Here is a 22187-nt window from a genome sequence, read left to right on the forward strand (position 1 = left end):
GCGCACCGCCGCCGTAGACGCTTTGGCGCAGCGGCGGGCCCACTCAGCCGCTGTCGTCCGTCCGGGCGTTACGTGCAGCACCTGCCTCGTCGAGATGTTCGATCATCGCCCTCTCGGCAGTGACGACATCGTGTGCCGCGAGCGCCTCCAGCAACGCTCCGTGCTGGTCGAGGAACCGTTTCGCGTTCGCCGGTTCGTGCCACAGCGATGTCGTCGATGGCACCGGGTGATTGCGCCAGAGGGCGTCCAGATGATCGGCCAGCAGGGCAGGCCCTCCCGCCCGCGCGATCAGGTCGTGGAATCGCCTACTGTGCTCGGCCAGATCGTCGACACTCCCGGCCTCGTACTCACGCAACATCTGCTCGTGCAGCTCGCGCAGCGCAGTCAACTCGGCGTCGGTGATCCGTTCGGCCGCGAGCCGAGCGCAGAGGCCTTCGATCGCACCACGGAGTAAGTACAACTCCCGAGCCGCGTCGCTGCTCAGCTCCGACACCGTCGCCCCGCGGTGCGAGCGGTAGGAGATCAGGCCTTCGCTCTCCAGTCTGCGCAGTGCCTCGCGGACCGGGGTGATCGAGACGCCGAGCCTGCGAGCGATCTCGTCCTGCGGAACTGCCGCACCGGCCGACAGTTCCCCACTCATGATCTCCTCGCGCAACACCTGGTGCACGTAGTCGGCTTTGCTACCCGGTGGACGCGGCCGTGTTGACCTGGGTGCGACCACGCGAGCTCCCTTCCAGACAGATGCGGATACCTCCTCACAGTAGCCGAGAGTCACGGCCGGTCATGTCGATGAGCCCTTGACCGCATCGATGCATTTTATAAGATGCATCCTGTGAACGCTCTCTCCGGAATCAAGGTCGTGGACATCTCGACCCTCTTCGCGGGACCGACTGCAGCCATGCTCATGGGCGACTTCGGCGCTGACGTGATCAAGGTCGAGCACCCTCGACGCGGCGATCCCTCCCGCGGCCACGGCCACGCCAAGGACGGCGTCGGCCTGTGGTGGAAGGTCCTTTCCCGTAACAAGCGCACAACCGGGATCGACCTGTCCGCGCCCGAAGGTCAGGAGCTACTCAAGACGGTCCTGGCCGACGCCGACGTGCTGATCGAGAACTTCCGTCCCGGCACGCTCGAGCGCTGGAACCTCTCCCCCGAGCAGCTACACGAGGTCAATCCCCGACTGGTGATCGCCCGTGTCACCGGATTCGGCCAGTTCGGCCCCATGTCGAACGAACCGGGTTTCGGCACCCTGGCCGAGGCGATGAGTGGGTTCGCCTCGATGACTGGCGAGCCTGATGGCCCGCCGACGCTGCCACCGCTCGCGCTCGCGGACGGGATCGCAGCACTCGCCGGGGCATACACGATCATGGTCGCGCTCCAAGGGAGACAAAAGACCGGCAAGGGTCAGGTGTTGGACCTGGCGATCATCGAGCCGATCCTGACGGTGTTGGGCCCGCAGATCACGGCATACCGCGCGCTGGGCGTGGTCCCGGAACGCACTGGCAATCGGTCCACGAACAACTCCCCGCGCAACATCTACCGCACCCGTGACGGGCGGTGGCTCGCGATCTCGACGAGCGCGCAGTCCATTGCCGAGCGCGTTATACGCCTCGTCGGCAGGCCCGAGCTCGTCGATGAACCGTGGTTCGCATCGGGACGTACGCGCGCCCAGCACGCCGACGAGCTGGACGCGGCCGTCGGGAGTTGGATCGCCGAGCGCGACGCCGACGACGTCATCGCAGCGTTCAGTGAGGCGCAAGCAGCCGTTGCCCCGGTGTACGACGTTGCGGATGTCGTCGCCGACCCACAGTTCCAGGCACTCGGCACCGTCCTCGACGTCCCGGATCCGGAGCTGGGAACCGTTGCCATGCAGAACGTGCTGGCACGTTTGTCTGGGACGCCCGGCGAGATCCGGTGGGCTGGTCCTCGTCTGGGCGAGCACACCGAGGAAGTCCTGAGCGAAGCGGGCGTTTCGAGTGAACACATTGCAGCGCTTCGTCAACGAGGGGTGGTCGCCTGATGCCGGCAGACGTGACGGTCACGGCGCTCTACGCACCCGCCAGCCGACCCGAGTTGCTCCCCAAGGCGTTGAACAGCGGCGCCGACGTCGTCCTTGTCGACCTTGAGGACGCAGTTCTAGCCGGACGGAAAGACTTCGCCCGCACCACTGCCCTGGCGCTGCTCGACGAACTCCCCGACGAGCCCGCCGTTCAGATTCGTGTCAACCACCCTCGTGGCGAATACGGCACTCGCGATCTCGCTGCACTGGGTGAACATCCTGCGCTCAGTCAGGGGCGCATCGGCCTTCGCATCCCCAAGGTCACTACTCCGGAGGACGTCGACGTCGCGCTGGACATACTCGGCGTCGACGACATGGAGTCAGCTCCCCCCATGCATTGCCTGCTCGAGTCCGCAGCCGGGGTTGAGAACGCGAGCGTCATCGCCCGACATCCCGCCGTCGTCGGTCTCGCACTCGGCGAAGCCGATTTGGCGGCCGAACTGTCGCTCGAAGGCGAGGAGGCCTACACGTGGATCCGTAGTCGCATCGTCGTCGCAGCGGCCGGGGCCGGCCTGCCGGCACCCGTCATGGCGGTCTACACCGACCTCGACGACCTTGCCGGACTCGCCAAGTCCTGCGCCCGAGGGAAAGCGCTCGGCATGTTCGGACGCAGCGCGCTCCATCCCAAACAACTGCCCACGATCAAAGCAGCCTTCGCACCGACGGATGACGAGGTTCGCAGGGCCCGCGAAGTCGTCACCGCAGCAGCCGGCGGAGAAGCAGACGGAACGGGAGCGTTGGCACTCCCCGATGGCCGGTTCATCGACGCGCCGATCATCGAGTCCGCCCGCCGAACCCTCCAGCTAGCAGAACGGCTCACCTGAGCCGTTATCCCGTTCCCCTTTTTCCTACAACGAAGTGGATTCCCTCATGCTCGGCATCTGGGCGCTGGTCGCCTACATCGCGATCATCATCGTGTGGAACGGCGTATTCAAACGCAACATCGGCGAGGCCATGATCCTCGGCTTCGTCGCGGTCGCTGCCTTCGGCGGTAGCTCGTTCTTCGACACCTTCTGGGCCGGCATCGAAGGAGCTGCGACCGAGGAGATCGTCTTCGCGGCACTGACGTTCGTGTTCATGGGCTTCGTGCTCAGTAAGACCGGGGTCGTCGACCAGCTGATCGCGATGCTCAACTCCCTATTGGGCAGACGTCGGGGTGGCGCTGGATACGTATCGACGGTGGCGTCCGGCTTGTTCGGCGCGGTCTCCGGCTCGGGTTCGGGCAATGCCGCGGCCGTAGGGTCGGTGACGATTCCCTGGATGGAGAACTCGAACTTCAGTCCGAAGCTCTCCGCGACCGTGGTCGCAGGCAACGCCGGGCTCGGTATTGCCATTCCGCCCAGCTCCTCACTGTTCATCCTCACCGGGTCCGCGGCCGTTGCAAGCTACGTAACGGCCGATCAACTCTTCGTCGCCTTGTTCCTGGGCGGCGCCTGGACACTCGTCTATCGCCTGTTGGTGATGTTCTATTTCGTCCGCCGGCACAAGATCGGCGCCGTCGATCCGGCGCTTATCGAGCCCTTCCGGCGAACCTTTGCAGCCGGGTGGTCGAGCCTGCTCGTGTTCGTCGGTATCGCGATCCCGGTGCTGCTGACGTCCGGCTCCACTGGCGATGCGATCGTCACGTGGATCGGTGAAGGGCCCGCCGATGAAATCTCCATCATCACGTGGATTCCGGTACTCGTGACGATGATCGGCCTCGTCCTCGGCCGCAAGGCGTTACCGCGCCGTGCTTCCGGCTGGTGGCAGTTACTCGGCGAGGTCGGCCCACGGTACGCCGTCATCGGCGCGACACTCTTCTTCGCCTTCGCCGCCGCCGAGTCACTCGGCGAGCTCGGTCTCGCGGAGCAGCTCGCGTCACTGTTGGGCGACCTCGACATGCCGCCGTTCTTGGTGGCGCTCGTCATCGGCCTGATCGTGGTGGGCGTCGCGGCACCACTGACCGGCACCGCGACCATCGCCGCGGTGGGCCCGGTCGCCTTCACCACGCTGCTGTCCGCGGGCGTGTCGCCCGTGCCTGCCGCGGTCGCGATCCTGGTGTTCGCCTCGACCGAAGGCGCATCCCCGCCCGGGGCCGCACCGATCTACATCGCCAGCGGTATCGCACGCGTCAACCCCGCTCGCACGTTCGTCCCGCTCGTTCTGTGGTATGTCCTGCCGATCCTCGTCATCGGCTCGCTGATCGCCGTCGGCGTACTGCCGGTCTGACACGAAGGAGACTCTGATGATCACACGGACTGTGGACGGTACGTTCCGCGTCTGTTTGGCGCTGTTCCTCATCGGCGGCGTGATCGTGGTGGCCGCTCAGGCATTCGGTCTCCTCGTCGGAAACGGACCGCTTGTCGAAGCCGCGGTCGAATGGGCGGGAACGCCGACCTTCGTCCTGGCGGGAGCAGCCGGCCTACTCGGCTTCATTTTGTCCTATTTGAAGGGATGGGACACCAGCGACTGATCCTTGACACGCTGCGGCGCAACGGAGGGGTCACTCGAGAAACTCCATCGGACCGGACTGTTCGGAGTACCGTCCGTCGACGACCATGTTCCACACGCGCTTGTAGGTACTGGTCTGGATGAGAATCTCGACACGCCGGACTCCCTCGATCCGTCCCAACACACCGGTGACGTAGCCGTACATGTCCGGGTGGTCAGGCAGCACGATCTGCCCAACGAGATTGTTCCGACCGGCTGTAGCGGCGAGGTACTTCGTACCCTCGTTGCGCGCCAGCGCTTCGCCGACGTGCCCGAGGTGAGCCGGTTCGACCTCGAGCCACACCCAGAACTCGGCGTTGAACCCAAGGACTTCGGGCTCGATGAGCACGCGGAAATCGAGCAGCTCCCGCTCGCGAAGCGAGTCCATGATGCGGCGCGCGGTGTTCTCCGATTTGCCGATGGCGGAGGCCAGCTCCGGTAGAGGTGTCCGGCCGTTGCGGATCAGCAGTTCGAGAACGGTCCGTTCGGCCTGAGTCAACTGCGCACGCGGCAACTCGCGAGACCGCACATCCACCCGTCGCTCCACCGCTTCCGGCAGCCAGTCCTGACCGGACGTGTAGGTGTGCATCACCACGAAAACCTCCGCGGAGACGTCGAACTCGGCCGACAACCGCCCGATGCGTTTCTGCAACGCGGCCGCGTCGGGTACGACGAACTCCGCGACGCTGCCCACGGAACCCACGACACCGCCGAGGAACCGCACATCACCCCTGGCCCGCAAGGTCTCGAGGAACTCCGTGTCCCCCGCACGCGGCCCCGTGAACTGCACCATCGCGGGTACACCGAGCCCCAACCGCGCCACGTCCGTACGACCGATCAGACGCAGCATGCCTGCGCCGTGCATCGCTTCGAACCGTCTACGCGCCGTGCTCGGGGAGCAGCCGAGCTCGTCGGCGACTTTCGGCCACGGAGCCCGGCCGTCGGAGTGCAGGACACGGATCACAGCCGCGTCCACCTCGTCGATGAGTGGTCCCACCTGTCCACCTCGGCTTGCCTTGCGCGCTCGAAACATCCGGATTCAAGAACTTACATGATTGAATCATCCGCACTATTGCCATTCAGTGACTCGATCCTCCAAACTGTCAGCCACGCCACACCTCCCCGCCGTTCGCACCCACCGACACAAGCGAGGTCGCGATGTTCCGTCTCCGCCAGAGCACGAGAGCCGCCGGGAACCAACGTTTCACACCAGTCCTACTCGTCGGCATCACCTCCCTCATCGCTGCGGGCGCCTGCGGACTACCGGGCACCGGTTCGACAGTTCCCGAGGACTGCAAGCCCACCGCCGATGTGCAAACCCTCAACGAAGGCGAACTCACGGTTCTGGTCGCTGAGCACCCACCGTTCGTCTCGATGAGCGGCAACGAGTTGACGGGCATCGACGGAGAACTGATCAACGACATCGCGGCGGATCTGTGCCTCGAGCTCAATGTCAGGTCGACGTCGTTCTCCGCGGTGATCGAGGGCCTCAAGACCGGGCGCGCAGACCTGTCCGCCGGCAACTGGACACTCGACGACGAGCGCCGGCGACTCTTCGAGGTCAGCGACGGCGTCTACACCAGCGGTATGGGCATCGTGACTCGCGACCGAGGCTGGTCCGCGGTCGGCGACCTCCAGGGCAAGTCTCTCGGAACGCCCCAGGGCTACCTCTGGGTCGACCAGCTCAACGATGTCTACGGCGCTGACAACGTCCGCCAGTACCAAACGGACACCGCCGTCCTCGACGACGTCAAAGCAGGCCGAATCGAGGCCGGTGTCGTCAGCCTGGCCGCCAACACGTGGCGCCTACGCCAAGACCAATACGCAGGGCTGACGATGACGGAAATGAAGCCGACCCGGCATATTCCGTACACACAGGACCCGGCGACGTCGGTGGCGCTCATCGCCAAGGGCAACACCGCGCTCAAGAAAGCCACCAACACGGCTATCAAGGACTACTACACATCCGGCAAGCTCGGGAAGGCGCTGGAGAAGGCAGGCCTCGACCCTGACACCGCCTACCCCGGCGGCGCGTGATTCCCGTCCGTCACGCCCTTCCCGCCGAAGCGATTGGCACATCATGACTTTCGACAAGGCCCGCGTCCTCCTCCGAGCCGAGGCGATTGAGAAGTCCTTCCGCGGCAGCACCGTGCTCGACGGCATATCCATGGATGTCCACGCCGGTGAGGTCATCGCGCTCATCGGGCCGAGCGGCGCGGGAAAGAGCACGTTCCTTCGCTGCCTGAACTACCTCGAACAACCGACCAGCGGACACCTCAGCCTCGACGGCGAACCTGTGTTCGCCGATCCGTTGAAACCGTCGAAGTCGGAACTGCTGAGCCTGCGCAGACGTGTGGGCATGGTGTTCCAGGCGTTCAACCTCTTTCCTCATCTGTCGGTCATGGAGAACGTCACCATGGCGCAGCGACTCAACGGACGCCGCGCCAAGGACGAGGCCGAGGAGTACGCGCTGAAGCTGTTGAGCCAGGTGGGGGTCGAGGAGAAGGCCAAGGCCCGCCCCTCCGAGTGTTCCGGCGGCCAACAACAACGCGTCGCCATCGCGCGAGCGCTCTCCCAGGACCCGGACGTCATGCTGTTCGATGAACCGACCTCGGCGTTGGACCCCGAGGTCGGCAACGACGTTCTGAAGGTGATGCGCGATCTGGCCGACGCCGGCACGACGATGATCGTGGTCACGCACGAGATGCGGTTCGCAGAACGGGTCGCAGATCGGGTATTGCTCCTCGACGAGGGGCGAATCCTGGAAGAAGGACCGCCGACCCGCGTGTTCCATCAGCCCGAGCACGCACGCACCAAGCGCTTCCTTGAGGCGGTGCTCCACCGATGAGCGGCGGAGCGGACGTCGGCACCCTGTTCCAGGTGATCGGCACGGGTTTGGTCGTGACAGTCGTGATGACCGTCGTCGCCTTCTGCGCAGGCGCAGTGATCGCGGTGCCCGTCGCCTTGATGCGCACCTCACGAACGTGGCCGCTGCGCGCTCCTGCCGTCGCGTTCATCGACCTCGTGCGCGGCATCCCCATCCTGGTATGGCTGCTCATCATCTTCTACGGACTCGGCAACATCGTGTCGCTGGATCCACTACCCGCGGCTCTCATCGGCCTGACCCTCATCTCGAGCGCGTATCTCGCCGAGAACTTCCGTGCCGGCATCGAGAACGTGCACGCCGGACAGAAGGAAGCGGCAGCTGCGCTCGGCCTGAGCCGCGCCCATCAGTTCTGGCGCGTGGTCGCACCACAGGCCGTCAACATCGCCATGCCGCCCTCCGCCTCGTTCGCCGTAGCGTTACTCAAAGACACGGCGATCGCCGCGATCATCGGCGTTACCGATATCATCTTCTTCGCCCAGCAGGAGGTGGCACGCGGTGCACCGGCCGTCGCAGCCTTCCTCATCGCAGGGGTATTCTATCTGATCGTCAGCATTCCCCTGTCGTACTTCTCCCGCTTCGTGGACCACAGGATTCGCAAGAAGGTGGTCGTCGTATGACATTCCTGAACGACTGGGCACACTGGCTGCCAAGTCTACTGCAGGGACTCGGGACGTCACTGCTTCTGACCCTGTGCGTCGCGGCGATAGGGTTCCCACTCGGTCTCGCTCTGGCACTGCTGAGCATCGCCCCTGTGCGAATAGTGCGAATCCTGTCGATCGCCTTCATCGAACTGTTCCGTGGCATTCCACTTCTGGTCGTGATATTCTTTGCCTACTTCGGGTTCCCGGACATTGGAATCGTGATCAGTGCGTTCGCCACGATCGTGGTGGCACATTCACTGAACCTGGGTGCCTATTCCAGTGAGGTCTTCCGGGCCGGGATCCTGCACGTGGGAGCCGGACAACGCGAGGCGGCGACGAGCCTCGGACTGACCCAATGGCACGCGTTCTCCCGAGTCGTGCTCCCCCAAGCCTTGCGGGCCGTGCCCGGACCCCTCATGTCATTTCTCATTATGGTCTTCCAATCGACGTCACTGGCGTTCGCCATCGGCGTCGGAGAGATGACCAGTAAATCATTCTCCATCGGATCGACGACATTCGACTACCTTTCGGTTCTCGTACTGGCCGGCATCATCTACGCCGTCATCTGCATCGCCTCCGCACGCGTCGTCGCCAGGGCCGAAGCGAAGATGCGCACATAAATCGCCTATCCGACTGAATCCGAACCTCTCACTCGCACGAAGGCAGATTCATGATCGAGGATCCACTTCTGACTCCTTACCAGCTGTCCGGCTTGAATCTCAGGAATAGAATAGTAAGCACTGCACATTCATCCCGATACACGAGCGGAGGAATCCCCACGGAGCGGTACCGGGCCTACCAAGAACAGAAAGCCCGAGGCGGGGTCGGTCTCGTCACACTCGGCGGATCGGCCGTCGTCTCACGTGATTCTCCGCCGGCCTTCGGCAACATCACGATGTACAAGGACGAGGTCGTCGGCGCCCTGGAACGCGTCGTCGATTCGTGTCGAACGTACGGTAGCGGCGTCTTCCTCCAGCTCACCCACCTGGGTCGGCGTACGACCGACCACACCGGCGACTGGCTTCCCACTGTGTCGTCGGCGTCCCTGAGGGAACCCGCGCACCGCGCATACCCGAAGGCCGCGGAACCGTGGGACGAGGACCGTATCGTGGCAGACTTCGCCGCAGCTGCGGAACGGGCCATGGCAGCCGGCGTCGATGGGATCGAACTCGAACACTACGGACACCTCCTCGATGCGTTCGCCTCGCCTTGGCATCTGTCGAGGCTGTCACCGGACGACCGTGCCCGTGCGACGCAGCTACCGGAACGCGTCATCCGCGCCATCACCGATGTCATCGGCGACGACATGGTCCTCGGCGTACGGATGGCCGTTGACGAACGTCGGGCCGACGGGCTGGACCTCGATGCAGCACACTCCCTGCTGAGACGCTACGTCGCCCTGGGGATTCGCTTCGTCAACGTTGTCGTCGGGACGATCGAGTCGGCCACCCGCCTGTCGGAGGTCATACCGGGTGCCGGCCACAAGTCGGCACCGTTCCTCGATACCGTGGCCGAGGTGAAACGTTCGCATCCGGACGTCACCGTGCTGCACGCCGCCAAGATCGACGATGTCGCTACCGCCCGACACGCGATCTCGAACGGCTTTATGGACCTCGTCGGGATGACCCGTGCGAATATCGCCGACCCCTATCTCGTGACAAAGATCCGGGAACGGAGGGAACGCGATATCCGCCCGTGCATCGGCGCGCGGTACTGCCTCGAGGGCGGTACGACCGGTGGCGTCGTATGCGTGCACAACCCGGCTGTCGGACGTGAAACGCACTTGCGTCACGAGATCGACACCACCGCACGGCGTTCTCGCAAGGTGGTCGTCGTCGGCGCAGGCCCTGCCGGACTCGAGGCAGCACACGTCGCCGCCAAGCGGGGACACGAGGTCACCGTGCTGGAAGCCGCGTCCGAGGCGGGAGGCCAGGTCAACCTGCTCATCGCCAACGACCGCAGGCGCGACCTCGCCGGCGCCGTCGATTGGCGGCTCGAGCAGGCCAGGAAGTACGGCGTCGAGTTCCGTTTCGGCGTGTTCGCCGACGAAACCATCGTGCTGGCGACGAAGCCGGACGTCGTCGTCGTGGCCACCGGCGGTCTCGCCCGCACGCCGTCGGAGGCCGGGCTGCATCTCGCCGACCAGGTCGACGACATCTGGACCGTCTTCGAACAGCCCCACAGACGTTACGGACGGGTGCTGCTGTACGACGATGACGGACGTTACCCCTCACTCGATGCCGTGGAGGTGCTGGCAAAAGCGGGCAACACAGTGACCTACGCCAGCCCCGAACGGTCGGTAGGTGTGGAGGTCGGAGCGTTGAACTTCGCCGATTTCCAGGCGACGTTCGACCGCCACGGCGTGACCTTTGCCATCGCCCGCGGCCTTCACTGCGTGGAACCGCACGAGAACGGGGCGACGATGACGGCCACACTCGAGACAGAAGCCGGCGCTCCGGCCGAGCGCGTCACATGCGACGCGGTCTTCTACGCAGGAGGAACAAACCCCAACGACGAGTTGTACCACGCACTGCGCGCCCACTCATCGAACGAGGGGCGGGTAGACTACGACGCGTTCATCCGCGGTGATCCGCAGCCGCAGCCACACGTTCCGGACTCGCGATTCGCGCTCTACCGTGTCGGGGACGCGATCACCAGCCGGAATATGCACGCGGCGATCCTCGACGCCCACCGCCTGGCGTTGGGGGTGTGAGTGGCGTGCACCGAACCAGTAACAAGGCGCTTCGCGTCGCGGTCGTCGGCCTCGGTGCAGTGGGTTCGCAGGTACTGTGGCAACTCAGCCGTCGATCCGATGTGGACGTACATGGGTTTGAGTCCTCCTACGCCGGGCACCCGGAAGCGGGAGCAGGGGGCGAGTCTCGTCTGTACCGCAACTTCGAAATGGACGACCCCGCCTACGAGGCGGTGATCAATCGTGCCGACGCCCTGTGGCACGAACTCGAATCGACAACGGGGCGCCGGCTGCGGTACCCGACCGGCGTCCTTCTCGTCGGCGACCAGTCGAGCCCGCAATTGCAACGTGCTGTGCAGTCGGCCGACCGTTCCGACAAGCCGTCTCGTACTCTGACCCCTCAGCAACTGCGGTCCGAACACCGGCAGATCTCGGTCGCCGACACCGACGTCGGCCTCTGGGACCCGCACGGCGGCGTCATCCGCCCGGAACTGACGGTCTCCACCACCGTCGATCTCGCCAGGCACCACGGCGCGGTCGTCCACGAGTTCAGTAGGGTCACGTCGATCGATGCCCACGACGGGGGTACCAGGCTCGAGACTGCGGAAGGAGCGCAGATCTTCGACCGCGTCGTCGTGGCCTGCGGCGGATGGACCACCAAGCTGCGGCCGGCACTACGTGACACGGTCGTCGTTCGCCGTCTCACATCCGCGTGGTTCCACGCTCAGGATGAGGAGTACCTGGGCGACATGGTGCCGTTCATGCGCACCGCTCCGAGCTACTGCTACGGGATACCCGCCCCGGGGGGTAGCACCATCAAGCTGGGCCTGGGCTTCAACGACCACCTCCCGGTCGCTGACCCCGACACCGTCGCGCGGACGCCTCCACCGGAGGAAGCCGACCGTTTCGCCTGGATCGTCGACAAAGTACTGCCGGGCCTGCAATCACGGCCCGTCCGGATGAGCACGTATCTCGAGAGCTACACCACGTCGATGCACGACTACATCGGTTTCGACCCGCACATGTCGGACGTCGTGATTCTCACCGGATTCTCCGGCCACGGATTCAAGGTGAGTCCGGCCATCGGCGAGATCGGCGCTCAACTGGCTGTCCACGGAACGAGTGATATCGACCTGCAGTTCCTCCGTGACGCGCCTGCAGTGTTCGACATCGTCGACCCCGTCGCAGGAGAGACGACCTACAACGACATCGTCTCGAGCCGACCGTCCCAGAAGTGACCGCTTTCGCACACCTCCGTCACCGAAGGTAAGGAGCAGCACAGATGAAGAACACTCGACCCATCGCCACGTTCGACTGTTACCGGACGCTCATCGACTTCGACCTCAACCGCGCCACCCTTCCCATCGTCCGTGCGGAACTGGACGAGATCGGGATCGACCATGCGACCTTTCTGGATAACCTTCGCGTAATGAGATTCCACGCAGTCGCGCAGGGGCCTTATCGGCGCTACCAGGATCTCGTTACTGAAACGCTGGAATGTTGCATGTTGATGCACGGTGCGCGGTATCGTCCCGAGTTCGGAGCTCGACTCCTCGACAAAGCACGTAATTTTCCCGTCTTCCCCGAAGTGCCGGACGCTCTTGAGGAGTTGAAGGCGTCCGGCGTTCAGCTGGCGATCATCAGCAACTCCGACAACGACTTCATCCGACACCACGTCCGGACCATCGGTGTCGAGTTCGACTACGTAGTGACCGCAGAGGATGCAGGCTGGTACAAACCGAGGAAGGGCGCCTTCGAACATCTCTGGTCGGTGATCGACCGGGATCCCTCCCTCATCACCCATGTGGCTCAAGGCTGGGACTACGACATCATACCGACCAAGCAGTACGGCATCCGCCGAGTCTGGGTGAATCGCTACGGATTTCCCGGTAGCTCCTTTTACCAACCATATTTCGAGGTCCCCAACCTGATCACCCTCCCCGACCTGTTCAACCAGCACGTGCTCCAGGGGGCCACTGCATAACGTTTTGGAGCCCCCGCATCCAGGACGCCATCGTCGTGCGGCCGTGGCCACACGACGGAACCGGGTGGCTTGCGCATCCGTCCCAGCGGTTCGCACCAGCCTCCCGGAAGGACTCCCCCCATGGCGATCGGACCCACACTCGCTCTGCTGGCACTGATCGCGGCGTGCGGCGGGGTTGCCGTCGTCGGGGTGCGGAAGGTGCGCGGGCACAGGCGGCTCCTGCGCACCGGTGTTCACGTGCGGTCGGTCATCGTCGGCGTGCGCCAGCTGACGGTGCCGGACACGATCCGGTTCGCGCCCATCGTGCGTTACCAGCTGCACGGGCGGGTGTGGGACTCCGAGCCACGCGGTGGACAGCATGTGCTCAAGACCGGACGCATCGTCAACACACATCGCAGCGGCGAGGCCTGCGTCGGCCAGCCGATGGACGTGTGGGTCGATCCGGAGAATCCGCACGTTTCGGCCGTCGGGGGCACCGACCGGCTAGGGGTGCTGCTCATCGTCGTCGGCACGGCGTTCGGCCTCCTGTTGCTCCTGATCGCCCTCATCGCCTTCGCCGCCACCGCCGCGCAGTCGTAGGCGCCAGGGTCGTGAGAGTTGGGGGCGCGAGAGCGGCAGGCCACGACAACGCTGCCGCGGCCCGCCGCCCCTTCACCTCGACGGTCCGATCACGCGCCGCTCTTCAGCGCGCTCCAGGTGTCGGGGCCGACGACACCGTCGGCGGCGAGACCCCGCGACTCCTGGTACTGCTTGACCGCCGACAACGTCGCCGAACCCAGTTTTCCGTCGATCCCCAGGTCGATGCGCAGCGTGGCGTTCAGGCCACGCTGGAGGTACTTGACCTCCTCGCCGCTCGAACCCTCCCGCAGCTTGTCTCCGGCCGCAGGTGCGGTGAGCAGCGCACCCCAGCTCTTCGGGCCGAGCACCGCGTCGACCTCGGCACCGACCTCCTCCTGGAACGCCTTGAGCGAGGCGACGGTCGCCTCCCCGAAGACCCCGTCGACCTCCGTGTCGTAGCCTGCCTGGGTGAGCAGGGTCTGGGCCAGCTCCACCTTCTCGCCGCGGTCACCCTCCCGCAGCTTCGGGAAGTCGTTCACCACGTCACCGCCACCGGGCAGGCCCGGGAAGCTGTAACCGATCGCCGATCCCTGGCTCACCGTGGAGTGGCAGGTGAAGTCGTCCAGCAGCGACCCGTCACGGATGACCGAGTCGTTGCGCTCGATCTGGAAGTGCAGGTGCGGACCGGTCGACGACCCGGTGTTGCCGACCGTGCCGATGACCTGCCCCTTCGTGACCGACTCCCCGGTCGACACAGCCTTCGAGTCGAGGTGCAGGTAGCGCGTCTCCCAGCCGCTCGCATGGTCGAGCACGATGCGGTTACCGGGACTGTCGGCGTAGTCCGCCTGGCGGACGGTGCCGTCCGCCGACGCGACCACCGGCGTGCCCACGGACGCCGCGATGTCGAATCCGTCGTGGCTGTTACCGGACGTGCAGTAACCGTTGGGCGTGCCCGTCACCTTGCCGCTCGCCGGCACGATCATCGCGCCCTCCTCGGCGAGCGCACTCGGCGCACCGAGCGTCAGCGCCATCCCGGCGGCGAGGCCCACTGCGGCAACCCCGGACACGGCACGTCTCGCAGCGAATTCACGATTCCGCGCAATCATGGTTGTTACCCCCATGTTCGTAGTGATCACCTGTTGCGGCGATCGCCTGTCGCGATCACTCACGTGGCCATCGTTGCAACGCGGCCACCGCCTCGGCCATGGAAAACACCGAAAGTCCGATCAGGACGGAACGAAGGTCGTAGATTCGGATTCTCTGCTGTGCCCACGGAACGAGGATCGACGGTGGCACGTCGAACCCGCGTGGACAGACACAAGAAGCTCGCACTGTGCGACGCTGATCCTCGTTCTCGCGCCCTTCGCGGTGTACATCGGCTCCGAGTCGTGACGGAGTCCGGCAGCAAGGGCTTGTGTACGCCGAACGCATCGAGCCTGGAACGATAGACGCGTGTGGCGCAGGACCGCGATCCTCGGTGTCGCCGCGAGCGCGCTCACGGCATGCGGCGCCGCCGGGCGCCCCCGTGCCGACGTCCCCGCTGTGGAGGCCGCACTGCACGCGGCGGTCCGAGCCCGCCCCGGGTACGTCTCCGGCCGTGTCCGATACCAGGACGGCGTCGGGCCCGGGACCCGCATCAGCGGCAACATCACCCTCGCCGCCGACGATCACGGGCGGGCCATCGCCGAGTTCACCGACGTGTTGCGGGCAGTGCACGGCGCCTACCGGAACCAGGAGAACACCAGAACCGCGTCCGTCCGGTTGCGTGCCCATTGGGGTGGCGACACCCGAAACATGATCGATCCGGACGAGGTCGTTCGGCCTGCGGACGGCCTCACCGTCGACACCGACGACCTTGCACGGCACTTCGGACCGCCGTGAGCCGGATGGGAACCACCTGCGATCGACACCCGTCACAGCTGCCGATGGGACTGTTCAAGAAGCTCTTCAGCAGCCGTGTGACCACCGGGCCCGCGACCGCCGGCGACGGCGCACCGTGGACCGCGCTCTCCGACGGCCACCTCGTCATCCAGGCCAGGGAGTGCTTTCCGATCACCGGCCGCGGCGTGATCATGACCGGCGAGGCACTCGTGCCCATCGCGGTCGACCAGTGGTGTGCCGTCACCGGCGGCGGCGACTCCCGGCAGATGCGGATCAGCACCATCACCCTGGAGGGTGATGACCGCCCACTCCCCTCGGCAGCACCGGGGATGAGCGTGACCGTGATGTTCAGTCTGCCGCCGAAGGGCGGCGGTTCCTGGACGTGACCGGCCCTTATCGAGCAGGACGAACCGTCGGATCCAGCTCGTCGAGGTGTTCACCGGCCGGGAGTCCTTATCGACGCCGGTGTCCCGTCACACGCGGACGGTCGTCGTATCCGCGATGTCGAGGACGCTGGAACCGACATGGATGTCGTAGTCGCCCGCCTCGACCTGCCAACCGCCCTGCCAGTAATCGAGGTCGCGGCGGCGGATCGAGACACGTGCCGTCACCGTGGCACCGGCGTCGGCCCGCACCACTGCGTGTCCGACGAGCCAACGGGCCGGTCGATCCACCACGGACTCGGCGCGCGAGGCATACACCTGCACCACGTGTTTTCCGCGACGTGCGCCGGTGTTGCGGACGGCACACTCCACGATCGCGGTCCCGTGGGCGTCGAAGTCCGAAACGGACACATCCGCGATGGACCATGTCGTGTAGCCGAGTCCGTAACCGAACTCGTAGGCCGGTTCGACATCCGCGCGGAGCCAGGCTCGATATCCGATGTGGACACCCTCGTCGTAGGCGAGCACACCGTCCCGCGGAGTCACCCCGAGCACCGGGACGTCCTCCGTCCGAGCGGGCCACGTCGTCGGGAGTCGCCCGCCGGGTTCGGCCTTGCCGGTCAGGATGTCGCCGACGGCCGCGCCGTACTCCTGCCCGCCGAAGTAGGTGAGCAGGACCGCGGCCGCATCGTTCCGCCAGGGCAGGAGCACAGGCGATCCGGAGTTGACGACGACGATCGTGTTCGGGTTCGCCGCCGTCACCGCGCGCACCAGGTCGTCCTGCCGGCCCGGTAGCGACAGGTCGGTGCGGTCGTACCCCTCGGATTCGACCCGTGAGTTGGTACCGACGACCACGACCGCCACCTCGGCCGAGGCCGCCGCCCTGGCGGCGTCGGCCAGCAACGCTTCGGCGTCCGTCCGCGCCGGTTCGGTTCCGACCGTGATACTCAAGGCGTTGCCGAGCCCTTCCTGCGCCGGCAACGGCTCGAGCTCGACGCGCAAGCGCACGGTCTCGCCTGCCCGCAGTTCCAACGGAACCGTCGTCGAGGCCGGAGAGAGGAAGGCGGCACCCAGATCCTCTCCGACCGGGTGCACGGTCTCCTCGGCCCGCAGCTCACCGTCGACCCGGATGCGCCCCTTGCCCACCGACGCGAACCCGAATCGGACAGAAGCGGATTCGCCCGGCGTGTAGTCGGTCTCGAACACCAGAGATGCCGTCTCGCTGATCGGTGCGTCACCGCCGAAGTACACGAGACCGCTTGCGAACCGATCCTCCGAGTACAGGAGCTCGCCGCGCGCGTCCCACATCTCCACCCGCGCCCCGGGGCCGCCGGTCGCCGGGTTGCGCATGGCCTCGCGATCGAGCTCCGCGAGTCCCTCCTGCACGATGGCGCCGAGGGTATAGGTCACGTCCGCATGCGGGAAGGCGGCGCGAATGCCCTCCAACGGAGAGACGACGTGTTCGGGCAGCACGGTCGCACTGCCACCACCCTGGGTGCGCGCGTTCTCGGCGTTGTGCCCGATGACCGCAACGCTGCGCGGCGAGCCCAGCGGCAGCAGACCGTTGTTCTCGACGAGAACGGTTCCCTCCACCGCTGCCTCGCGGGCGAACGCCACGCCGTCCTCGCGGTGCGGCGGCTCAGACACGGCAGGTTCGAAACCGTCCAGCGCACCCACTCGTGCCGCGAGACGCAGGATGCGCTCGACCTTCCGGTCAACGGCCGCCTCGGCGACCTCGCCGCGGCGCACCGCATCCACCAATCGCTCGTCCCACGGCCCGGACGGCCCCGGCATCACAAGGTCCTGCGGGTACTTCGCGCTCTCGATGCTGCGCACCGCCGTCCAGTCGCTGACGACGACACCATCGAACCCCCATTCGCTGTTCAGCGGCATCTCCAACAACGGGTTCTCGGTGGCCGTAGCACCGTTGATCGAGTTGTAGGCACTCATGACCAACCACGCGCGAGCGTCCACAACGGCATCCTCGAACGCGCGCAGGTACAACTCGCGAAGCGGACGCTCGTCCACCCGAACGTCCGCGGTGAACCGATCCGTCTCGAAGTCGTTCGCCACGTAGTGCTTCGGCGTCGCGCCGATCCCGTTGTCCTGGACCCCACGCACGTAGGACGCGGCGAGAACCGCGGTGAGGACGGGGTCCTCGCTGAAGGCCTCGAAGTGCCTACCACCCAACGGGGACCGATGCAGATTGATCGTCGGGCCCAGCACGACGTCGACACCTTTGCGCCGGGCCTCCGCCGCAGCCACGGCGCCGTATCGCCAGGCGATCGCCGGATCCCACGACGAGGACAGCGCGGTCGCCGACGGCAGATTGAGCGACGGCGAGCGTTCGTCCCAGACCTCGCCGCGCACGCCGCTCGGCCCGTCCGAAAGCACCATGCGACGCAAGCCGATCTTCTCGAGCGGCCACGTGGTCCAGAAGTCCCTGCCGGTGAGCAGCTGGACCTTCTCTTCCAGACTCAGTCGCGCGAGTACACCGTCGAAACAACGTTCGCGGGTGACAGCATCATCGATGTCGTCGGCCATCGCCGCATCCTCCCGTTGGTCGTGCCCGTCCGCCCGGCAATGGTGACGGCGTCTGCCCACCGCAACCCTCATACCCCCGGCCCCGGCTGGCGGCTCGGCCCGCCGCGATGCGGACGGGTTGCGCTCCGACGTGGGCGCCGGCTCGGCTTCCGGCTAGCGTATGTTCCGCACCGCGCTTTCAACGATGAAGCCGACCGAGCACCTGAGGTTCACATGCCGACCTACACGCTGCGCCAGCTCGAGTACCTTGTCGCTGTCGCGGATGCGGGGTCGATATCGGCGGCCGCGGGCGCACTGCACGTCACGCCGACGGCCGTCGCCTCGGCCATCACCGAGCTCGAACGCACGCTGCACACGCAGTTGATGGTCCGGCGCAAGGCGCACGGGGTCGTCCTCACCCCCACCGGCACGTTCCTCTACAACCGCGCCACCACGCTGCTCCGCGACGCCGAGGAACTCCAGCTCGCCACGGCGAGCGGTGGCGCCGAACTGGTCGGACCTCTGGTGCTGGGCTGCTACGCCACGCTGGCCCCCACCATCGTTCCCACGCTGATGCGTTGGGTCGCAGAGCAACACCCTTCCGTCGACCTCACCGTCGTCACCGGCAGTCAGGCCGAGTTGCCACACCGGCTGCTCACCGGCTCGCTCGACCTGGCGGTCGGTTACGACATGGCCCTGCCGAGCGGGCTCGACTCGGTCGTGCTCTACGAAGCGCCGCCGTACGTGCTCTTGCCGGAGGATCATCCCGCTGCCTCGGCCGCGTCGGTCAGCCTGGCCGATCTCGCGGCAGAGCCGATGATCCTGCTCAACTTCCCTCCCGCCCAGGAGCACACGCTGATGCTCTACGCGGACGCGGGCGTCACGCCGAACATCGTGCAGCGGACCACGGACTTCGAGCTCACCCGCTCGCTGGTGGCACACGGCTTCGGATACACGATCCTCATCCAGCGACCCGTCTCCCCCACGACCTACGACGGCATGCCCGTGGTCGTGCGCGACATCAGCCCCTCCGTCCGGCCCGCCGTCGTCCGCATGATGTGGCCCCACGACGTGCGGTTGACCGACCGAGCCAGAGCCCTCGTGGACTTCGCCGAGGCGCACGGTGACCTGCTCGACCCACGCACTCACCAGAGCGGACCGCGCGTGAACCAAACCTGAAGTTCGGTCCATGCCAATTTTTCGGAAGTTTACTTCGGGAGGCGGTCGAACTCACACTTCTGACCAACGGAGTCAGAAGGGACACGTCAACGATGACCGTGGACACGACGCACCCGCGATCCATTCCCTCGGCGGACTGGGTCACCATCCCCGATCTCTACGCGGATCCGTACCCGATCTACCGACGCCTCCGCGCCGAGGCACCGATTCACTGGGTTCCCGCGGTCAACCGCTACCTGGTCATCGGGTACGAAGCCTGCCACACGATCGAGCTCGACCAGGAACGCTTCACCGCGGACGAGACCAACTCGCTCATGAAGCGCTCGATGGGGCACAGCATGCTCCGCAAGGACGACCCGGAACACGACGTCGAACGTAAGGCCTACGGCGGCGTGCTCCGCCCCAAGGCGATCAAACAGGAGTGGAACCAGGTCTTCGAGCGGAGTTTCGCTACCTATCTGGAACGCCTCCGCGAGGCCGGGCCCGGCGCGGACCTGGTGACGGAATTCGCCGCGCCGTTCGCCGCCGAGAACCTCCGCGTGATCATGGGATTCGAGAACGCCACCCAGGAGGACGTCCAACGGTGGTCGCAGACCCTGATCGACGGGACCGGGAACTACGCCGACGACCCCGACGTGTGGGCCGCGGCCGAACGCTCCTCCCGGGAAGTCGACGTGGCCATCGACGAGATGCTGCCGATCCTGCGCGATCGTCCGAACGGCAGCTTGTTGTCGGCACTGGGCGCGTCCGGTATGCCACTCGAATCGCTGCGAGCGAACTTCAAGATGACCATCGGCGGTGGGCTCAACGAGCCTCGCGACGCGATCGCGACGACGACGTGGGCGCTGCTCAGCCACCCCACACAACTCGCCTCCGTGCTCGCCGACGGGCGCTGGTCCGAGGCGTTCGAGGAGTCGATCCGCTGGGTGGCCCCCATCAGCATGTACCCACGCGAAGCCACCCGGGACACCGAGCTGTGCGGTCTCCACATCCCCCGGGGTGCGCGCCTCGGCGTCGCGGTCGGTGCCGCGAACCGGGATCCGGAGGTCTTCGTCGACGCCGAGTCCTACGACATCGACCGCCCCAGGAAACCCCATCTCGCCTTCGGCGGGGGCAACCACTTCTGCGCGGGAGCCTGGGTCGCCCGCGCCTCCGTGGTCAATGTCGCGCTGCCGGGTCTGTTCCGCGAGTTGCCGGGCCTGCGGCTCGATCCCGACCGGCCCGCGGTGTGCGGCGGCTGGGTGTTCCGCGGCGTGACCTCGCTGCCCGTTCTCTGGGACTGACCGCCGAATCCGATCTTTCGAGGAGTTCCCATGCCCACAGTGATCTTCCACCACGCCAACGGCGAGACCGACGTCGTCGAATCGCCCGAGGGCACCTCCGTGATGAAGGTGGCTCTGCAGAACGACGTCGCCGGCATCGTCGGCGAGTGCGGCGGCCAGGCCATGTGCGCGACCTGTCACGTCTACGTCCGCGACGGCTACCGCGACCGGTTGCCGGAGATCAGCGAGGACGAAGAGGAGATGCTGGAGTGCACGGCCGCTCCCCGGGATGAGGCCCGGAGCCGACTCGGGTGCCAGGTGGTGCTCGGCCCGGATCTCGAGGAGGTCGAGGTCGATGTGCCCGGCTCCCAGGTCTGAAGCGGCCGCCGCGAACGTTGTCGTGATCGGCGCCGGCCACGCGGGCGCCGCGACGGCCGAGGCCCTCCGGGCCATGGGCCACACCGGCCCGCTGACGCTCGTCGGTGACGAGCCGGCGCCTCCCTATCAACGGCCGCCGCTGTCGAAGGAGCACCTCGGCCCCGCCGACGCCGAACCGCTTCCCCTGCGGGGCCCGCAGTTCTTCGCCGATCAGCAGATCGAGCTGTGCACGGGCGTCACGGCCACGATGATCGACCGGACGGGCAGGCGGGTGCACCTCTCCGACGGGCGCGCACTGCCCTACGACCACCTCGTGCTCGCGTGCGGCGCCGCGAACCGCAGCCTGCCGGTACCCGGCTGCGACCTCGGCGGCGTTCATTCCTTGCGCACCCTCGCCGACGCCGAAGCCGTACGGGCCGCGATGGCCGGATGCGACTCCGCGCTCGTCGTCGGAGCCGGGTTCATCGGCCTCGAGTTCGCAGCCGCCGCCCGGAAGCGTGGCATCCCCGTCACCGTGGTGGAGGCAGCGGAACGTCCCCTGGCCCGTGCGCTGTCGGCCGAGATGGCCGAGCACATCGCCGAGGCGCACCGCAGCACCGGAGTCGACCTGCGCCTCGGTACGGGCGTGGCGGCGTTCCTGGACAGCAACGGCAAGGGCAAGGGCAGCGACAACAGCACAGGCACAGGCCGGGTCCGCGGCGCGATCGGCACGGACGGCGCCGAGTACACCGCCGACCTGGTGCTCGTGGGCATCGGGGTCGTCCCGCGGGACGAGCTCGCCGCACAGGCCGGGCTGGCCGTGGACAACGGGATCGTCGTCGACGAGCACCTGCGCACGAGCGACCCCGACATCTATGCGATCGGGGACTGTGCCAGCTTCCCGCATGCATTCACCGGCGCCCGAACGCGTCTCGAGTCGGTGCAGAACGCCACCGACCAGGCCCGGCACGTGGCGGCGGCGATTCTGGGCCGCGAGGACCCCGGTGGATACCGGGAGCTGCCGTGGTTCTGGAGCCACCAGGGGCAGTTGAAGCTGCAGATCGCCGGCCTCCGACTGCCCGGCGACCGTGCGTTCGTCCTCGGCGACCGTGCCGAGGGCAGGTTCTCCGTGTGCTGCTACCGCGGGGAACGACTCGTCGCCGTGGAATCGCTGAATCGACCGGCCGACCACATGGCCGCCCGCAAGCTGCTGGCGCAGGGACGTTCGCCCGCACCGGAGCAGCTGGCCGACCCCGACTTCTCGTTGAAGGGCTTCGCCAGGGCGCTCGCACCCACCCCCTGAGCACACAAA

Annotated in this window: 22 protein-coding genes; 18 read left to right on the plus strand and 4 right to left on the minus strand. The window is 66.4% G+C overall.

Annotation, left to right across the window (positions count from 1 at the left end; translation table 11 throughout):
- Positions 1-43 precede the first annotated feature (43 nt).
- Entirely contained in the window at positions 44-721 is a 678-nt protein-coding gene (locus tag IF64_RS0111190) for a GntR family transcriptional regulator (protein WP_036876272.1), read from the minus strand.
- 102 nt (positions 722-823) lie between these two features.
- Here IF64_RS0111190 and IF64_RS0111195 point away from each other — a divergent pair, with 102 nt between their 5' ends.
- The 4 genes from IF64_RS0111195 to IF64_RS0111210 are packed head-to-tail and all read left to right on the plus strand — an operon-like array spanning position 824 to position 4511.
- A complete protein-coding gene (locus IF64_RS0111195; protein ID WP_030532002.1) occupies positions 824-2020 on the plus strand; it encodes a CaiB/BaiF CoA transferase family protein in 1197 nt (398 codons plus the stop codon).
- Positions 2020-2883: an HpcH/HpaI aldolase/citrate lyase family protein gene (locus IF64_RS0111200; protein ID WP_030532003.1), complete on the plus strand. Its 864-nt coding sequence runs from the start codon at positions 2020-2022 to the stop codon at positions 2881-2883. The genes IF64_RS0111195 and IF64_RS0111200 overlap by 1 nt, the downstream gene beginning before the upstream one ends.
- A gap of 46 nt (positions 2884-2929) precedes the next feature.
- The gene (locus tag IF64_RS0111205; protein ID WP_030532004.1) at positions 2930-4267 is read left to right on the plus strand and encodes a TRAP transporter large permease subunit; all 1338 of its coding nucleotides are present in this window, start codon (positions 2930-2932) and stop codon (positions 4265-4267) included.
- Between the two features lie 16 nt (positions 4268-4283).
- Complete coding sequence (locus IF64_RS0111210; protein WP_030532005.1) at positions 4284-4511, plus strand: hypothetical protein; 228 nt, start codon at positions 4284-4286, stop codon at positions 4509-4511.
- A 30-nt stretch (positions 4512-4541) separates the two neighbouring features.
- Here IF64_RS0111210 and IF64_RS0111215 read toward each other — a convergent pair whose 3' ends face one another.
- Positions 4542-5525: an Lrp/AsnC family transcriptional regulator gene (locus IF64_RS0111215; RefSeq protein ID WP_030532006.1), complete on the minus strand. Its 984-nt coding sequence runs from the start codon at positions 5523-5525 to the stop codon at positions 4542-4544.
- A gap of 161 nt (positions 5526-5686) precedes the next feature.
- On the opposite strand from IF64_RS0111215, the gene IF64_RS0111220 reads away from it, so the two are divergent.
- The 8 genes from IF64_RS0111220 to IF64_RS0111255 all read left to right on the plus strand — a co-directional run bounded on the left by IF64_RS0111220 (position 5687) and on the right by IF64_RS0111255 (position 13311).
- Positions 5687-6565, plus strand: coding sequence for a substrate-binding periplasmic protein (locus IF64_RS0111220; protein ID WP_084705794.1), 879 nt, complete (start codon positions 5687-5689; stop codon positions 6563-6565).
- 43 nt (positions 6566-6608) lie between these two features.
- Positions 6609-7376 carry an amino acid ABC transporter ATP-binding protein gene (locus IF64_RS0111225; RefSeq protein ID WP_036876276.1) on the plus strand — a complete coding sequence of 256 codons (768 nt, stop codon included), beginning with the start codon at positions 6609-6611 and terminating at the stop codon, positions 7374-7376.
- The gene (locus IF64_RS0111230) at positions 7373-8032 is read left to right on the plus strand and encodes an amino acid ABC transporter permease (protein WP_051757733.1); all 660 of its coding nucleotides are present in this window, start codon (positions 7373-7375) and stop codon (positions 8030-8032) included. The genes IF64_RS0111225 and IF64_RS0111230 overlap by 4 nt, the downstream gene beginning before the upstream one ends.
- Positions 8029-8676: an amino acid ABC transporter permease gene (locus IF64_RS0111235; protein ID WP_030532010.1), complete on the plus strand. Its 648-nt coding sequence runs from the start codon at positions 8029-8031 to the stop codon at positions 8674-8676. Before IF64_RS0111230 ends, IF64_RS0111235 begins: the two co-directional genes overlap by 4 nt.
- A gap of 50 nt (positions 8677-8726) precedes the next feature.
- On the plus strand, positions 8727-10769 hold the full coding sequence (locus tag IF64_RS0111240) for an oxidoreductase (protein ID WP_030532011.1): 2043 nt from the start codon (positions 8727-8729) through the stop codon (positions 10767-10769).
- Positions 10770-10774: 5 nt separating this feature from the next.
- Positions 10775-11986, plus strand: coding sequence for an FAD-dependent oxidoreductase (locus tag IF64_RS0111245; protein WP_169741940.1), 1212 nt, complete (start codon positions 10775-10777; stop codon positions 11984-11986).
- Between the two features lie 44 nt (positions 11987-12030).
- Entirely contained in the window at positions 12031-12732 is a 702-nt protein-coding gene (locus IF64_RS0111250) for an HAD family hydrolase (protein ID WP_036876279.1), read from the plus strand.
- Between the two features lie 120 nt (positions 12733-12852).
- Positions 12853-13311, plus strand: a complete 459-nt coding sequence (locus IF64_RS0111255; RefSeq protein ID WP_030532014.1) for a DUF3592 domain-containing protein — start codon at positions 12853-12855, stop codon at positions 13309-13311.
- 89 nt (positions 13312-13400) lie between these two features.
- Here the strand turns inward: IF64_RS0111255 and IF64_RS0111260 are convergent, their stop codons facing one another.
- Positions 13401-14357 (minus strand): peptidoglycan DD-metalloendopeptidase family protein, encoded by a 957-nt coding sequence (locus tag IF64_RS0111260; RefSeq protein ID WP_211252564.1) that lies wholly within the window; start codon positions 14355-14357, stop codon positions 13401-13403.
- Positions 14358-14742: 385 nt separating this feature from the next.
- Between IF64_RS0111260 and IF64_RS0111265 the strand changes: the two genes are divergently transcribed.
- Together IF64_RS0111265 and IF64_RS0111270 are read left to right on the plus strand one after the other, a co-directional pair.
- A complete protein-coding gene (locus tag IF64_RS0111265; protein WP_048807853.1) occupies positions 14743-15171 on the plus strand; it encodes a hypothetical protein in 429 nt (142 codons plus the stop codon).
- Positions 15172-15176: 5 nt separating this feature from the next.
- Positions 15177-15557, plus strand: a complete 381-nt coding sequence (locus IF64_RS0111270; protein WP_157575512.1) for a hypothetical protein — start codon at positions 15177-15179, stop codon at positions 15555-15557.
- Positions 15558-15644: 87 nt separating this feature from the next.
- On the opposite strand, the gene IF64_RS0111275 is transcribed toward IF64_RS0111270, so the two are convergent.
- Complete coding sequence (locus IF64_RS0111275; RefSeq protein WP_030532018.1) at positions 15645-18098, minus strand: beta-glucosidase; 2454 nt, start codon at positions 18096-18098, stop codon at positions 15645-15647.
- A gap of 213 nt (positions 18099-18311) precedes the next feature.
- On the opposite strand from IF64_RS0111275, the gene IF64_RS0111280 reads away from it, so the two are divergent.
- The 4 genes from IF64_RS0111280 (at position 18312) to IF64_RS0111295 (ending at position 22178) form a co-directional block, all read left to right on the plus strand.
- Positions 18312-19256, plus strand: coding sequence for a LysR substrate-binding domain-containing protein (locus IF64_RS0111280; protein ID WP_036876283.1), 945 nt, complete (start codon positions 18312-18314; stop codon positions 19254-19256).
- A 92-nt stretch (positions 19257-19348) separates the two neighbouring features.
- Complete coding sequence (locus tag IF64_RS0111285; protein WP_030532020.1) at positions 19349-20539, plus strand: cytochrome P450; 1191 nt, start codon at positions 19349-19351, stop codon at positions 20537-20539.
- A 30-nt stretch (positions 20540-20569) separates the two neighbouring features.
- On the plus strand, positions 20570-20896 hold the full coding sequence (locus tag IF64_RS0111290) for a 2Fe-2S iron-sulfur cluster-binding protein (RefSeq protein WP_030532021.1): 327 nt from the start codon (positions 20570-20572) through the stop codon (positions 20894-20896).
- Complete coding sequence (locus IF64_RS0111295) at positions 20874-22178, plus strand: NAD(P)/FAD-dependent oxidoreductase (RefSeq protein WP_030532022.1); 1305 nt, start codon at positions 20874-20876, stop codon at positions 22176-22178. The genes IF64_RS0111290 and IF64_RS0111295 overlap by 23 nt, the downstream gene beginning before the upstream one ends.
- Positions 22179-22187 lie beyond the last annotated feature (9 nt).

The organism is Prauserella rugosa (genome assembly GCF_000719975.1).
Lineage (GTDB): Bacteria > Actinomycetota > Actinomycetes > Mycobacteriales > Pseudonocardiaceae > Prauserella > Prauserella rugosa.

Coding starts and splice junctions, on each gene's coding strand:
- IF64_RS0111200 (WP_030532003.1), top strand. CDS start 2,020: ATGCCGGCAGACGTGACGGTCACGGCGCTCTACGCACCCGCCAGCCGA.
- IF64_RS0111220 (WP_084705794.1), top strand. CDS start 5,687: ATGTTCCGTCTCCGCCAGAGCACGAGAGCCGCCGGGAACCAACGTTTC.
- IF64_RS0111210 (WP_030532005.1), top strand. CDS start 4,284: ATGATCACACGGACTGTGGACGGTACGTTCCGCGTCTGTTTGGCGCTG.
- IF64_RS0111205 (WP_030532004.1), top strand. CDS start 2,930: ATGCTCGGCATCTGGGCGCTGGTCGCCTACATCGCGATCATCATCGTG.
- IF64_RS0111275 (WP_030532018.1), bottom strand. CDS start 18,098: ATGGCCGACGACATCGATGATGCTGTCACCCGCGAACGTTGTTTCGAC.
- IF64_RS0111280 (WP_036876283.1), top strand. CDS start 18,312: ATGCCGACCTACACGCTGCGCCAGCTCGAGTACCTTGTCGCTGTCGCG.
- IF64_RS0111250 (WP_036876279.1), top strand. CDS start 12,031: ATGAAGAACACTCGACCCATCGCCACGTTCGACTGTTACCGGACGCTC.
- IF64_RS0111195 (WP_030532002.1), top strand. CDS start 824: ATGCATCCTGTGAACGCTCTCTCCGGAATCAAGGTCGTGGACATCTCG.
- IF64_RS0111230 (WP_051757733.1), top strand. CDS start 7,373: ATGAGCGGCGGAGCGGACGTCGGCACCCTGTTCCAGGTGATCGGCACG.
- IF64_RS0111290 (WP_030532021.1), top strand. CDS start 20,570: ATGCCCACAGTGATCTTCCACCACGCCAACGGCGAGACCGACGTCGTC.
- IF64_RS0111285 (WP_030532020.1), top strand. CDS start 19,349: ATGACCGTGGACACGACGCACCCGCGATCCATTCCCTCGGCGGACTGG.
- IF64_RS0111240 (WP_030532011.1), top strand. CDS start 8,727: ATGATCGAGGATCCACTTCTGACTCCTTACCAGCTGTCCGGCTTGAAT.
- IF64_RS0111255 (WP_030532014.1), top strand. CDS start 12,853: ATGGCGATCGGACCCACACTCGCTCTGCTGGCACTGATCGCGGCGTGC.
- IF64_RS0111235 (WP_030532010.1), top strand. CDS start 8,029: ATGACATTCCTGAACGACTGGGCACACTGGCTGCCAAGTCTACTGCAG.
- IF64_RS0111225 (WP_036876276.1), top strand. CDS start 6,609: ATGACTTTCGACAAGGCCCGCGTCCTCCTCCGAGCCGAGGCGATTGAG.
- IF64_RS0111270 (WP_157575512.1), top strand. CDS start 15,177: ATGGGAACCACCTGCGATCGACACCCGTCACAGCTGCCGATGGGACTG.
- IF64_RS0111295 (WP_030532022.1), top strand. CDS start 20,874: ATGTGCCCGGCTCCCAGGTCTGAAGCGGCCGCCGCGAACGTTGTCGTG.